Raw genomic sequence first — 14,386 nt, 5'->3', positions numbered from 1 at the left:
CTCGGCAATGCGAAGCGCCGGCCAGGGCAGCGCAATCTCTCCCGAAATCGCCGATTTCGGGAACTGATTTTCTATAAAATTAGTAGATATAGAATGACCGGTCTTCCTTTACCGCTCGAAGGCCTTACGATCCGTTCCAGACTGCTTCTGAACCGCATCCCGCCACCGTCCTCAATCGCCGCCCGCACAGACCGCCGAACCAATCAATAACCGAAATCCTCCGGAAAATCCGGAGTGTAAAAGACAGGACGAGAAACGACAGATGCCACGTTACGTTATCATTGGCGCCGGCGCGGTGGGCGCGAGCCTTGCAGCGCAGTTCGCACTTTCCGGCATTGATTATGCGCTTTTCGGGCGGGGCGCCCAGATAAGCCATATCAAGCAGCACGGCCTCACCTTCCAGCGCCCCGCGGAGACGCGGCAGATCGATCTGAAGGTTTTCGACCTGACGGATCTTCCGGAATTGAAGCCGGACGATATCCTCCTGCTCACGGTGAAAGCTCAGGATGCCGTAAGCGCGCTCGCCTTCTGGTCCTGGCAAAGCGTCTCGAACGCGACGACACCGGCAGCGGCAAACCTGCCTATCGTGACTTTTCAAAACGGACTGGCGACAGAAGCGAATGCCCTGAGAACATTTGCCCGGGTCTATGGTGCAAGCATTCTGACACCGGCGCGGTTCACCGAAACCGGCAAGGTGGTGGTGGGCGGCGAGCCGCAATTGGGCATCGTGACAGTCGGACGTTTTCCGCTCGGACAGGATGACGTGACCGCGCAGGTCACGGCGGACCTCAACAGCGCGGGATATCTTGCCGAGGCAAGCGACGACATCCGCCGCTGGAAAGCAGCAAAGCTCCTTCACAACGTTCGCAACGTCCTCGAACTTTTCGACGGTCCGGCCGATCTGAACGACAGGATCAGCGCCGCTCTGGTGGATGAGGCCCGCCATGTGCTGGACGCGGCAGGCTACACCCTTGCCTCACCCTCCGAGCGAACCGTCGACATTTCGAACTGGCGGGTTGCGCCGAACAGCGGAATTCATCCGGGCCAGCAATCGACCTGGCAGAGTTTCAGGCGCGGAGCCTCGAGCGAAGTGGATTTCCTCAACGGCGAAATCGTTCTGCTGGGCCGGCTTCACGATGTTCCGACACCCTATAACGAAGCCGTTCAAACGCTTGCCGGAAAACTGGCGCATCAGGGCGGGTTTTCAAAGCCGCTGCCACTCGATGCAATCACGTCTCTCATCGCCGCCCCGGACCGGACGGCGCATGCCAATCCCGCCGCTTCTTCATGACCGGCGGCCCATAACAGTGCGACTTTTGAAACGACAGTGTGAAACGATAATGCGAGAAGCCATATCAGACCATATCCTCGCCGCCGCTGGCACGCTCTTCTATCGCGAGGGCATCCGGGCTGTCGGCATAGATCGGATCATAGAAGAAGCGAATGTTGCGAAAGCGACGCTCTACCGGCATTTCCCGTCGAAGGATCACCTCGTTGCGGCCTATCTGGAAGCGCGTCATGAGCGCGTGATCTATTCGCTTCAGAAAGTGCTGGATGCGGACATGGCTCCGAAGGAGCAGATCCGGTTGATCTTCGAGCAGCTCCACGAAAAGGCCGACAGCCCGGATTTTCGCGGCTGCGCCTTCGCTCTTGCGGTTGCGGAACATGGCGAATCCGAGCGCGTCGTGGTCGTTGCGCGTGCCCATAAGGCGAAGGTCAGGGACGTGTTTGCCGCTGTTCTGGCAAGAGCCGGCAGCACCGTGGAGATTGCCGCCGCCCATCTTTCGCTTCTCTACGAAGGGGCCTTAGCGACCGTCGCCGTCGGGCGCGATCCCAAAGCGGTGCTGATTGCGCGTGACTGCGCGCTCTCTGTCTTCGACACGGCCGCCTCCACCGATCAACCCAACTGAAAGCAGCAGACAATGACAAAGACGATCGATTATTTTTTCAGCATCGGCTCTCCATGGGCCTTCATCGGTCTTGAACCGTTTGCTGCACTGGCGAAAGAACAGGGCGCCACGATCCGCCCCCATGTCATTCCGCTGATCGAGGAAAATGGCGGCATTTATTCGCGAAACCGGCCGGAGGCCAGACGCGCCTACTGGATCAGGGATCTGAAGCGCTGGGCGGCATTGCGCGGAAAAGTGCTGAATTTCGACAATCGCGCCGCGCTCTCGGATCCCTCACCGGCCGGCCTGATGGTGGCCGCAGCCATCGAAACGGGCGAGGACTGGCTGAAGCTGGCAGTTGCGCTTCAGGAAGCCTTCTGGGTTCGCGGTGAAGACATCGGCAAGGCGGACGTCCGCCGGGCGATTGCAACGGCCGCAGGCTTTGATGCTGCAGCCCTCGATGAGCACGGCCAAAGCGATGCGGTTGCAGCATTGCAAAAGGCCAGCTTCGAAGCGGCGAGGACAGCCGGTGTGTTCGGGGTGCCGACCTATCGCTATCAGGATGAACTCTACTGGGGGCAGGACAGCCTTCCGTTCCTCGAGCGTCATCTCAGCGGAGAAAAGCTCGCCGCCTGATATCGCCGCCAGAAGGCGGAGACAGTCCTGGCGATCTGCCGGGCAAAGCGCTTCGCCTTCAATGCAGATTCCCATGGAATTTTCTTATGCCTGACCTCTCATCTCCTCTCATCCAATCGCTGCGGAACCTCCTCGGGGAACGTCTTTCAACGTCACTGACACTGCGCGAGCAGCATGGGCGCGGCGAAGCGCATCATGCAGCCGTGTTTCCCGATGCGGTCGCTTTCGCCGAAACCACGTCGGAGGTATCCGAGATCGTGCGGCTATGTGCGGCGGAGGGGGTGCCCGTCATCGCTTTCGGTGCCGGCACTTCGCTTGAGGGGCATTTGACGGCTGTCAATGGCGGGGTCTCGATCGACCTTTCGCGCATGTCGAAGATAGCCCGTATCAGCATTGACGATCTGGATTGCACGGTTGAGGCGGGCGTAACGCGGGAGCAGTTGAACACATATCTGCGCGACATGGGATTGTTCTTTCCCATCGACCCCGGCGCAAACGCCTCGATTGGCGGCATGGCCGCAACCCGCGCTTCGGGCACCAATGCCGTCCGCTACGGAACCATGCGGGAAAACGTGCTCGGGCTGACCGTGGTGCTGCCGACCGGTCAGATTATCAGAACCGGCGGCCGCGCCAGAAAATCTTCCGCCGGATATGACCTGACGCGGCTGTTCGTGGGCTCGGAAGGAACGCTGGGTATCATCACCGAAGTAACGCTGCGTCTCTACGGAATTCCGGAAACCATCTCGGCCGCACTCTGCTCTTTCGAGAGCGTCGAACAGGCGGTGGCGGCTGCCATTCAGGTCGTGCAGCTTGGCATCCCGGTCGCCCGCATGGAGCTTATGGACCGTGGCCTGATCAGGGCCGTCAACGCCTATTCCGGGCTGGACCTGAAGATCGAGGATACGTTGGCTTTCGAGTTTCATGGCTCACCCGCCGGCGTTCAGGAGCAGGTCGACATGGTATCCGCCATCGTGGAGGAACATGGCGGCAAGGATTTCGAGTGGGCCAATGCGCCTGAGGAGCGCAACCGTCTCTGGAAAGCGAGGCATAATGCGTTTTATGCCGTCGTATCGCAGAGGCCAAACGCCAAAGGCTGGTCATCGGATGTCTGTGTTCCGGTCTCGCAGCTCAGCAACTGCATATTGAAAACCCGCGAACTTCTGAAAGATTGCAGCGTACCGGCGGCTATCCTCGGCCATGTCGGCGACGGCAATTATCATGTCGTCTTCGCGGTCGATCCCGACAATGCGGAAGAACTCGGCGAAGTGGCGGCGATCAACAAGAAGATGGTGCGATACGCGCTGTCTGTCGGCGGCACCTCGACCGGCGAACATGGCGTCGGCACCGGGAAGATCGCTTATCTGCGCGAGGAACATGGCGAGGCGGTCGATCTGATGGCGCTCATCAAACATGCGATCGATCCTGCCGGTATTATGAATCCGGGGAAAATCCTGCCGAACTAGAATTGCCACTTTGCAGTCGATGATCGTGAGGCCATGCGATGAATTCCTTCAAAACTCACAGTTCCCACTGGGGGGCATTCTCCGGGCGGCTTGCAAATGGGCGACTGGAGATCGAGCCCCATCCCGGTGACCCGCATCCGTCACCGCTGCTGGGCAATCTTCCGGCGATTGCCGACAGCCCCGTTCGCATCAAACGGCCTGCCGTTCGGCGGGGCTGGCTTGAACGCGAGACCGGCCACGCGCAGCGACGCGGCGCTGACGATTTCGTCGAAGTCAGCTGGGCCGAAGCGACAAAGCTGGTCGCCGATGAGCTGAGACGGGTCTATGACCGTCATGGTCCGGGCGCAGTGTTCGGCGGCTCCTATGGCTGGTCGAGCGCCGGCCGGTTTCATCATGCGCAAAGCCAGATTCACCGCTTCTTGAATGTCCTTGGCGGATATGTCCGGTCCGTCAACACGTATAGTTCCGGCGCCGCCATGGTCATAATTCCCCATGTGCTTGGACCGTATGACAGCTTCGACCGCAAGAGCGTGACCTGGGATGCGATCGAACGCAGCAGCGAACTGGTGCTTGCCTTCGGTGGGATGGCGATCAAGAATGCCGATGTCCACGGCGGAGGGATCAGCACGCACACCGTTCGGCAGAAACTGGCCGGCGCGAGCGCTCGCGGTGCGCATTTCACATTTGTCAGCCCCCTGGCGGACGATTTTCCCGCTGATGCGGGTGCCGAGTGGCTTCCTATTATTCCCGGTACGGACGTGGCGATGATGCTCGGGCTTGCGCACGTCCTCGTCACGGAAGGGCTGCACGACCGGAGGTTTCTGGAGCGTTACACGGTCGGATATGACCGGTTCGAAAACTATCTTCTTGGCAGGGAGGACGGCCAGCACAAAAGCCCCGAATGGGCGGCCGCGATCTGTAACATCGCCCCGGAAACGATCCGCAAGCTGGCGCGCAGGATGGCCGGTTCGAGAACCCTGATCACGGTCAGTCACTCGCTTCAGCGGGCCGATTATGGCGAACAGCCGGTGTGGATGGGCATCGTCCTTGCCGCCATGCTCGGCCAGATCGGACTGGACGGCGGCGGATTTTCCTATTCCCTCGGCGCATTGGGCAATATCGGCAAGAACCTGCTCGCCGTTCCCTTGCCAACGCTGCAGCAATTCAAGAACCCCGTTCCGGACTATATTCCCTGTGCACGCATTGCCGATATGCTGCACAATCCCGGTGCCGAGTTCCATTACAACGGGCACGCGCTTCGTTATCCCGATATCCGGCTTGTCTATTGGGCGGGCGGCAATCCATTTCACCATCATCAGGATATCAACCGGCTGCGGGCCGCTTTCCGGCGTCCCGAAACGATCATCGTCCACGAATCCGCCTGGACCTCCACCGCTCGACATGCCGATATCGTGCTGCCCGCCACGACCACGCTTGAGCGTGACGACATCGGCGCTGCCGATCGCGATCCCCTGATGATCGCCATGAAGCGGCTGATCGACCCCGTCGGCGAGGCACGCGACGATTATGAGATATTCGCCGGGATTGCGCGGGAACTTGGCAGGTTCGATGCCTTTACCGAAAATCGCAGCAGCGGAGAATGGCTCGCCTTCCTGTACGAAACGACCCGTCAGGCGCTTGCGGCCGGCGGCCATGACGCACCGGACTTTGAAACCTTCTGGAAGCGGGGAGAACTGCGCCTTCCAGTCAAGCCAGACGACGGTGGCCCGGCGCGCGCTTTCCTTCAGGACCCCGGAACGAAGCCGCTGGCGACGCCGTCAGGAAAGATCGAAATCTTTTCAGAGACTGTCGAGGGCTTCGGATATGATGACTGCAAAGGTCATCCGCGCTGGTATCCACCAAGAATGGAGACGCCCGATGACGCCCACCTCCATCCCCTGCATCTCGTCTGCAATCAGCCGTATCAACGTCTGCACAGCCAGCTGGACTATGGCGATTTCAGCCGTTCGACCAAGATCAGGGATCGGGAGCCCGTCCGCATCCATCCGGCCGACGCTTCGGCCCGTGGAATATCTGACGGCGACGTCGTCAGGCTTTTTAATGCGCGCGGCAGCTGTCTCGCTGGCGCCGTCATCAGTGAAGACGTCATGCCGGGCGTGATGCAGCTTGCCACCGGCGCATGGTTCGAGCCACAGGATCCCGCGGTGGACAATGCCATCTGCATCCATGGCAATCCCAATATCCTGACCCGCGACATCGGCACTTCGAAACTGTCGCAGGGTTCCACCGGCCAGATCGCGAAGGTGGAGATTGAGCTTTTCACCGGCAACTTGCCGCCCGTCAGGGTTTTCGAAGCCATGACATTTGCGCCGCGGAACAAAGCGTCTTCGTCGCCAGACCATCATCGACCACCGGAGCGAGACGGCAATTCAAGGGCGTCTGAAACGCCAATCCAAACAGTCGGCAAAATGGCGATAAAATAATTCACTAAATCGATAGAAAAAGAATAACCAGTCTTTCTCCCTCACGCCCGGCTGCTAGTTTATGGGCAAGATAAACACGCAACGAGGGACCGCGTCATGACTGGAATATGTAGAAGCGGGCGCGCTCCTCAGCCAAGCGAACTCCCACGAGCCGCTCGCTAACCCTCGCGACGCCCAACCCGACTGCCCAATGAATTCAAGCATTCTCCCGCTCGGCTGAAAGGCCGACGCGGCAACGGTTTGACATGCCTGCTGCCAATGACGGCGGCCGCATGTGCGTCCGCAGGAGATGCCGAAATTGCAACGAAAAAACTTTGAATTTTTCAGGATCATATCATGACAAGACGTTCTTTCTCATTCTCCCTGTCGCGTCGCCGGCTGCTTTTCACGGCCTCTCTGGCCGTCTCCGCCTCGCTGTTTTTATCGACAGCGGCACCTCTGAGCGCAGTGGCTGCGGATACGCCGCGCGACGGCGGTGACATCACCTTTCTGATCGATTCACTGGGCGACACCTGGATCCCAAACAACAGCGCCATCTCCAGTTTCCAGGGCCACATCTGGGGGCATGTGACGGACAAGCTGCTTTACGTCGATGCGGAAGGTAAAGTCAGCCCATGGATCGCCGAACGCTGGGAGCAGAACGACACCGCAACGGAATTCACCCTTCACTTAAAGAGCGGGGTGACTTTCTCGGATGGCGAACCGCTTGATGCGAAGGCCGTCGTCGCCAATCTCGACATCTGGTATGCCGGCCGCAAGAGCGAGGGGATCAACCCGATCGGCCTCTTCCCCAAGACCTACGATCACGCCGAGGCGGTCGATGCCACGACGGTCAAGGTATTCTTCAAGAAGCCCACGCTCGGTTTCATTCCAACCCTTGGCTATCACGGCTCCATCCTGATCTCTCCCAAGAGCATCGCCCAGCCTGCCGGCCAGCAGGCAGACCTCAGCAAGACCGCCGGCAGCGGACCTTACGTGGTGGATTCCTGGAAAGAGGGCGACCATGTCACTCTGGTCAAGCGCAAGGACTATAATTGGGGTCCGGCCGCAGTCGGCCATACCGGACCCGCCTATCTCGATACCATCACCTACAAGCTGGTTTCGGAGCCATCCCTTCGCGTCGCCTCCGTTCAGTCCGGCCAGGCGGACGTCGCCTACAATGCCTCGCCCCAGGAGCTGAAATCGCTCAAGGAGGAAGGCTTCACCGTCGCGACCCCACGTTACCTCGGCTTCGTCAACGGCTGGGCGGTCAACACCAAGCTTCAACCCTATGATGACGTGAAGGTGCGTCAGGCGCTCCAAGCAGGCATCAACCGTCAGGAAATCATCGACACCGTCTATACGCAGGACTGGAAGCTTGCGACGTCGTTCATCCAGAGCAACGTCCCCGGCGCGACGGATCACAGCGATCTCCTCGCCTATAATCCGGACAAGGCGGAGAAGCTTCTGGACGAAGCCGGATGGGTCAAGGGCGCGGACGGCGTTCGGGTGAAAGACGGCAAGCCGCTGGAATTGACGATCCATTCCAATCCTTATCTGGCAACCTCGAAATCCGTCGATGAGCTGATTGCCCAGCAGCTCGGCAGGCTCGGATGGAAGGTCAACATCAGGGCCTATGATGTCGTAACCTACGGCGAGAAGGTCAAATTCGGCGGCGCCGCAGTTCCCGCATATGAAGTCACGCGCAGCTTCATCGACGCCGGCACCGTCGCCAGCATCCTGACCAACGCCAACAATGGCGAGAACTGGTTTGCGCTCGATGAGCGCGATGCGACGCTCAACAATCTGCGCGACAAAATCGCCGGCGCAGGTTCCGTCGAAGACCGAAAGCCGCTTCTGGACAGCCTGCAGAAATATCTGCTGGAACAGGGATACTTCATACCGCGCACGCAAATCGTTCAGCGCATTTACGTGCAGTCGCCGAAGCTGAAGGGCGAAGTCTATAACGGTGTCGCCTACGCCAGCTATTACACAGCGTTCATTGCCGAATGAGGCCAGCACCCACCGAGTAACGTCAAGGAGGTGACGGCATGAGCAATGCCTACCTAACCTACGCCGCAAAGCGGCTCGGCCAGGCGATCGTCGTCATCCTTCTGGCCTATGTCTTCACCTTCGTGGTCGTCAGCGTTTTGCCCGGCGACCCGATCACCAGCGTTCTGCGCAACCCGCAGAACGGTTTCACCGAGCAGGAGATCGCCGAAATCATTGCTGCACAGGGGCTGGACAGGCCGATCATCGTGCAGCTCTGGCACTCCCTGTCGGCATTCCTGACGGGCAACCTCGGCATTTCCATGCGCTCCAATCGACCCGTCACGACCCTGATTGCCGAGGTGCTGCCATCGACGCTGGTTTTGGCCTCCGCCGGGCTGACGGTCGCCTTGATCCTCGCCTTCGCCGTTGCCTATGGCACGCAGGTCGTACCGAAACGATATGGGCAAGGATTGCTGCGAGCCTTCCCCTCGCTGTTCCTGTCGACACCCAATTTCGTCATCGGACTGTTTCTGATCCATCTCTTCGGTTTTCAGCTCAGGCTGTTCCGGGTCATCGAGCCCGACAGCTTCTGGGCGACGCTGTTTGCAGCGATCACCATTGGCATACCGTTTTCCGCGCAGATCGCGGAAGTCCTGATCGCCAATCTCGATCATGAAGCGGAGCAGGATTACGCGGCGGTTGCCCGCAGCCGCGGCATCGGGCCGAGAAGGCTTTTCACGACACATCTGCTCAAGCCCGCCTCGCTACCGGTGGTAACCGTTATCGCCCTGACCGTGGGCGAGCTTCTGGGCAACTCGCTGATCACGGAAACCGTGTTCGGCCGTACCGGCATCGGCAGTCTCGTACAGCGCTCCGTCAGCACGCAGGACCTGCCGGTCCTGCAGGCCATCGTCTCGCTGGGAGCCGTGGTGTTCGTCGTCGTCAACCTTATCGCCGATCTTCTCTATCCGCTGCTCGATCCGCGGGTGAAAATTATCGTTGGCCGAAAACGTCGCCTGGCAACCATCGACGACACGCCGCTTGGCCTTGAAACGGGGGCCAAGCCATGAGCCTTATCTCCAGCCCGGTCTCCGGCAGCAATCCGTTCGAGAAGCTGAGAGCTCTCAACATCACTGCAACCGTCGCCCTTTCCCTCCTCGTCATCGCAATCGTCGTCGCCTGGTCGATTGCGCCGCAACTGTTCACCAGCCAGAGCCCGATCAACGGCGTTCCGGCCGACAAGCTTCTTGCGCCAAGTTTTGCGCACTGGTTCGGCACCGATCATCTGGGGCGCGATCTCTATACACGGGTCGTTTATGGCACAGCATCATCCGTATCGAGCGCCCTGGTCGCTGTCGTCATCGGCGTCTTCATCGGCGGGGTGATCGGTTTGCTCGCCGGATTTTTCGGCGGCTGGGTGGATATCGTCTTTGCGCGTTTTGTCGACGTGCTGCTGTCTATCCCGAAGTTCCTGCTCGCGGTCATCATCGTCACGGCCATCGGCTTCGAAACGATCAATGCGGCGATTGCGACAGGCATATCAGCCATCGCCTTCTTCGCCCGCGTGGCTCGCTCCGAGGTCATCAAAACCCGTCAGGCGACCTTCGTGGAGGCGTCCTTTCTGCTGGGGGGCTCGCGCCGCTACATCGTTCTGAGACACGTCCTTCCAAATGCATCCCGCTCGATGCTGCCGCTTGCCGTGCTGCAATTCGGCGAGTCCATTCTGGTGATCGCCAGCCTCGCCTTCCTCGGCTACGGCGACCCTCCGCCTTCTTCCGACTGGGGCCTGCTGATTTCAATCGGCAAGGACTACCTCAAATGGCCCTGGCTCGTTTATGCGCCCGCGTTCGTTACGATCGTGACCGTCCTCTCTGTCAACAGGATCAGCCGATGGCTTCGCAAATCGCACTGAAAACAGCGCCAATCCTTCCCGAGTTCGTGGCAGCGTCTCCACAACACGCGACGCCCCTCCTCGCGGTCGAAAATCTCGCCGTTTCCTACGGGCGGCAGGAGGTCGTCCATAATGTCGGTTTCGAAATCGGGCGTGGCGAAAGCCTTGCCCTCATCGGGGAATCCGGTTCTGGAAAATCGACAATCGCGAAAGCCGTGCTGCGGCTTCTTCCCAACGGTGCGAACGCCACGGGTCAGGTCGTTTTCGACAGGCAGAACATTCTCGCATTGCCGGAACGCCGTTTCAGGCCGTTTCGCGGCCGTGAAATCGGTTTCGTGCCGCAGGATCCGGGCAACTCTCTCAATCCCGTGAGAACAATCGGCTCGCAGGCGCTGGAGGCCGCAGCGCTGACGGAAGAGGTCAACCCTTCGATCCGCAAGACACTTATTCTCGAAACATTCGCCAAGGTGGGTCTCGACAATCCGCAACGGGTCTACGATTCCTATCCACATCAACTGTCCGGCGGGATGTTGCAACGCGTGCTGATCGCGCTCGCAATATTGCCCCGTCCTGCACTGCTGGTGGCGGACGAGCCAACTTCGGCGCTGGACGTAACGATCCAGAAGCGCATCCTTGATCTTCTCTCCCGCCTTCGGGATGAGCTGAATATCAGCCTGCTTCTCATTACCCACGACCTCGCAATAGCGGCGGAGAGGGCAGACAATCTCGTCGTGCTGAAGAACGGCGTCGTGCAGGAAGCAGGCAGGACGTCGGCCGTTTTTTCCTCCCCCTCCTCACCCTACGCCAAAAAGCTCCATGGCGACGTGCCCGCGCTCAACCCGGAGCGTTACGCCAGGTTCCGCGATCCGGGGTTCAGCCTTCTCGAGAGCGACAAATCGCCAAAGATCGCCGTCAGCGGCGTCACCAAGCGCTTCACCGTCGATGGCAAAACCCTGACGGCGGTGGACGATATTTCGTTTACGGTTCCGGCGGGCACAACCCATGCCCTCGTCGGCGAATCCGGCTCCGGCAAGACCACGACGATCCGCCTGCTGCTGGGGCTCGAAGAGCCTGAAAGCGGCACGATCACGGTTGCCGACGAGACCGTCACGAGCAAAAGCCGGGCTTCGCTCCGGTCCGTCTGGCGGCATCTTCAGCTGGTTTACCAGAACCCGTTTACGTCACTCGACCCGACATGGAAGGTGGGGCAGCTTGTGCGTGAACCACTCGACCGGTTCGAGATCGGGACGCCGAAAGAGCGCTCCGAGCGGGTACGGGAAGCTCTCGCTAATGTCGGTTTGAGCGAGCACCTCCTGGAGCGCAAACCGTCGGCCCTCTCCGGCGGGCAGCGGCAACGTGTGGCAATCGCCCGTTCGCTGGTCCTCAAACCGGATGTGATCGTGCTGGACGAACCCACATCCGCTCTCGATGTCAGCGTGCAGGCGGATATTGTCGAGGTTCTGCTGTCGCTGCAGGCCAAGCTCGGCCTGACCTATGTTTTCGTTTCGCACGACCTCGCCCTGGTCCGGCAACTTGCGCACAGCGTTTCGGTGATGCAGCGGGGACGCATCGTCGAGCATGGAGCCGTCACCGAGATTTTCGGCAATCCGAGACACGAATATACCGCGTCCCTGCTGAACTCCATCCCGTCGGGCATTGCCGGGACGGTTCGCGTTCCCGCGGTCCGGCACGCTCTGCGCAAGGAGCAACTCGCATGAATATTGCAGCAGCTTCCCGTGACCTTCCCGGGTTGTTTCGACCGAAACAGCGGCTTGGCTTCAATACGCGGGTGTCGTTCAACGACGATGACGGTCCGGCACAGGGGTTGCGGCAGGGCATAGAATTGTTCAGGCAGGCGGAAAGGCTGGGTTATCAGTCAGGCTGGGCCTATCAGCGTCACTTCGACCATTATCTTTCTTCCCCGTTACCTTTCTTTGCGGCAGTCGGCCAGCATACGCGGCACATCACACTTGGCTCCGCCGTCATCCCGATGCGTTATCAGGACCCGATCCTTTTGGCCGAAGCAGCGGGAACGACCGACCTTTTGATCGACGGACGGCTCGAACTTGCCATTTCGACTGGAGCCAACGGCGCCTTCGACGCCGTTTTCGGAACCGTCGACACCGATGCCCGGACAGAGGCAAAGCGGCGCCAGTCGCGCTTCCTCGCCGCCATTGCCGGCGATGTTCTGCACATCGTTACGGAGCGGGACACGGGCGCGCCTGCGGGAGCCGAGTTGCGGGTAACGCCACATAGCCCCACCCTTCGCAGCCGTATCCGCCAGGGCTCCGCCAGCCTCGATTCAGCGATACAGGCCGCCGAACTCGGGATCGGCCTGATTTCAGGAACCGTCCTTCACGATCAGGCCGAAGGCGAGACTTTCGGTCAGTATCAGGCGCGGATCATCGACGCCTATCGCACCCATTGGCTGCGCATCTGGAAAACGACGCCGCCGCCGGTCGCCGTTGCAGCTTCCGTTCTGGTCGGCACCACTCCGGAACTGCGAGAGAAGTACGCGGCCTACGATCTTGAGCGCCGCACGGCGGGAATTGCCGCCTCACGGCCAAAGGGTGCGCTGGCTCCTGCCGGCCAGCCGGTTGGCGCGCTGATTTCTCCTGTCTTTCAAGGCACACCGGATGCGGTCATAGAGGCGGTGTTGAGCGACCCGGGGCTGGCAGCCGCAGATGAACTCGTCCTGTTTCTGCCTCCCGCTTTCGGACTGTCCGAAAACATAAGATTGCTCACCGATCTTGCGACAACGGTTGCCCCCTCTCTTGGGTGGAAACCCGCTTCCGATCACCAAGGACCGGAACAGGCGGCAATCCAGGGTTCTAGACCGCCAGCATAGTCAGGCAATATTTTCTACATTTTCCATAGAAATAGAAAGACCTGTCTTCCTCATATGCCATGCCGGCTTTAGCTTTTACCCGACACCCAGAAACACCAAGGAGCTCCCATGGCTGCGGAATTCATCAGCGTCAGCTTTCCCAACGCGTCCAATGATCTGAACCCCATCCCGGATGCTCCGGTCGATCCGCTCTTCCTGGAACGTTATGCGCGTGCGCTGGACGATTACGGGTTCAACTACACGCTCATCCCCTATTCCTCTTCCTCATTCGATCCCTTCACACTGGGCGCGACGGTGCTTGCGCATACGAAGAACATCAAGATCATCGTCGCGCTCCGGCCCAACACCGTTTATCCGACGGTTGCCGCCAAATCCCTCGCCACGCTCGACCAGTTGAGCGGCGGGCGCGTCGTCGTCCACTTCATCGCGGGCGGCAGCGACGAGGAGCAGGCGCGTGAGGGAGATTTCCTCAACAAGGAAGAGCGTTACGAACGCCAGGAAGAATACATCCGCGTTCTCCGCCTTGCCTGGAGCTCGACCGAACCCTTCGATTTCGACGGCAAATATTACCAGTTCAAGCAGTTTCGCAGCGCCGTGCGCCCCACCAACGGCCTGATCCCGATTTCGCTCGGCGGCTCGTCGGATGCCGCCTATCGTATCGGCGGCTCGCTGTGCGACATTTTCGGCCTCTGGGGCGAACCGCTGGCTGAAACCAAGCAGCAGATCGACCGCATCTATGCCGAGGCCGCAAAAGCCGGACGAACCGATCGCCCGCGCATCTGGGTTACCTTCCGGCCAATCGTGGCTGAAACGGATGAGCTGGCCTGGGATAAGGCGCACAGGGTTCTCGACCGTCTGAACGAGAACCGCCAGAAGGGTCTTTCTCGCGCGCCGGTCAACGCAACACCACCCGCCAATATCGGCTCCCAGCGCCTGCTCGACATCGCCAAACGTGGCGATGTCCATGACCGCGCACTGTGGTATCCGACGGTCACCGCGACCAATGCAAGCGGCGCAACAACCGCTCTGGTCGGATCGCCGCGCACCATCGCCGACTCCATTCTCGACTATATCGATCTCGGCGCCGATCTGATTTCGATCCGTGGATACGACAATTATAACGATGCCGTCGACTACGGGCGATACATCCTGCCCCTCGTCCGCGAGGGCATTCGTGAGCGCGAAGAGGCAAAGAAGAAGGCAGCCGCCTGATCACGGCGGTCCGGCCACGCCGTCGGACCCAT

Annotated in this window: 11 protein-coding genes; all 11 read left to right on the top strand. The window is 60.1% G+C overall.

What is annotated here, in order from left to right:
• Positions 1-262 precede the first annotated feature (262 nt).
• The 11 genes from ACQZ60_RS19840 (at position 263) to ACQZ60_RS19790 (ending at position 14,354) form a co-directional block, all read left to right on the top strand.
• Positions 263-1,291, top strand: coding sequence for a ketopantoate reductase family protein (locus tag ACQZ60_RS19840; RefSeq protein WP_448735954.1), 1,029 nt, complete (start codon positions 263-265; stop codon positions 1,289-1,291).
• A gap of 49 nt (positions 1,292-1,340) precedes the next feature.
• Positions 1,341-1,910 (top strand): TetR/AcrR family transcriptional regulator, encoded by a 570-nt coding sequence (locus ACQZ60_RS19835; RefSeq protein WP_080820244.1) that lies wholly within the window; start codon positions 1,341-1,343, stop codon positions 1,908-1,910.
• A 12-nt stretch (positions 1,911-1,922) separates the two neighbouring features.
• Positions 1,923-2,525: a DsbA family protein gene (locus tag ACQZ60_RS19830; RefSeq protein ID WP_448735953.1), complete on the top strand. Its 603-nt coding sequence runs from the start codon at positions 1,923-1,925 to the stop codon at positions 2,523-2,525.
• Between the two features lie 86 nt (positions 2,526-2,611).
• Entirely contained in the window at positions 2,612-3,988 is a 1,377-nt protein-coding gene (locus ACQZ60_RS19825) for an FAD-binding oxidoreductase (protein ID WP_448735952.1), read from the top strand.
• 38 nt (positions 3,989-4,026) lie between these two features.
• Positions 4,027-6,432: a molybdopterin guanine dinucleotide-containing S/N-oxide reductase gene (locus ACQZ60_RS19820; protein ID WP_448735951.1), complete on the top strand. Its 2,406-nt coding sequence runs from the start codon at positions 4,027-4,029 to the stop codon at positions 6,430-6,432.
• Positions 6,433-6,768: 336 nt separating this feature from the next.
• The gene (locus ACQZ60_RS19815; protein ID WP_448735950.1) at positions 6,769-8,424 is read left to right on the top strand and encodes an ABC transporter substrate-binding protein; all 1,656 of its coding nucleotides are present in this window, start codon (positions 6,769-6,771) and stop codon (positions 8,422-8,424) included.
• Between the two features lie 38 nt (positions 8,425-8,462).
• On the top strand, positions 8,463-9,473 hold the full coding sequence (locus ACQZ60_RS19810) for an ABC transporter permease (protein ID WP_448735949.1): 1,011 nt from the start codon (positions 8,463-8,465) through the stop codon (positions 9,471-9,473).
• Entirely contained in the window at positions 9,470-10,315 is an 846-nt protein-coding gene (locus ACQZ60_RS19805) for an ABC transporter permease (protein ID WP_035262723.1), read from the top strand. The genes ACQZ60_RS19810 and ACQZ60_RS19805 overlap by 4 nt, the downstream gene beginning before the upstream one ends.
• Positions 10,294-12,012, top strand: coding sequence for a dipeptide ABC transporter ATP-binding protein (locus tag ACQZ60_RS19800; RefSeq protein ID WP_035262720.1), 1,719 nt, complete (start codon positions 10,294-10,296; stop codon positions 12,010-12,012). Before ACQZ60_RS19805 ends, ACQZ60_RS19800 begins: the two co-directional genes overlap by 22 nt.
• Entirely contained in the window at positions 12,009-13,142 is a 1,134-nt protein-coding gene (locus ACQZ60_RS19795) for an LLM class flavin-dependent oxidoreductase (protein WP_020809094.1), read from the top strand. Before ACQZ60_RS19800 ends, ACQZ60_RS19795 begins: the two co-directional genes overlap by 4 nt.
• 108 nt (positions 13,143-13,250) lie before the next feature.
• Positions 13,251-14,354 (top strand): LLM class flavin-dependent oxidoreductase, encoded by a 1,104-nt coding sequence (locus ACQZ60_RS19790; protein ID WP_020809093.1) that lies wholly within the window; start codon positions 13,251-13,253, stop codon positions 14,352-14,354.
• Positions 14,355-14,386: the final 32 nt, after the last annotated feature.

Source organism: Agrobacterium sp. 22-223-1 (genome assembly GCF_053522385.1).
This window is presented reverse-complemented; position numbering and strand designations above follow the sequence as displayed.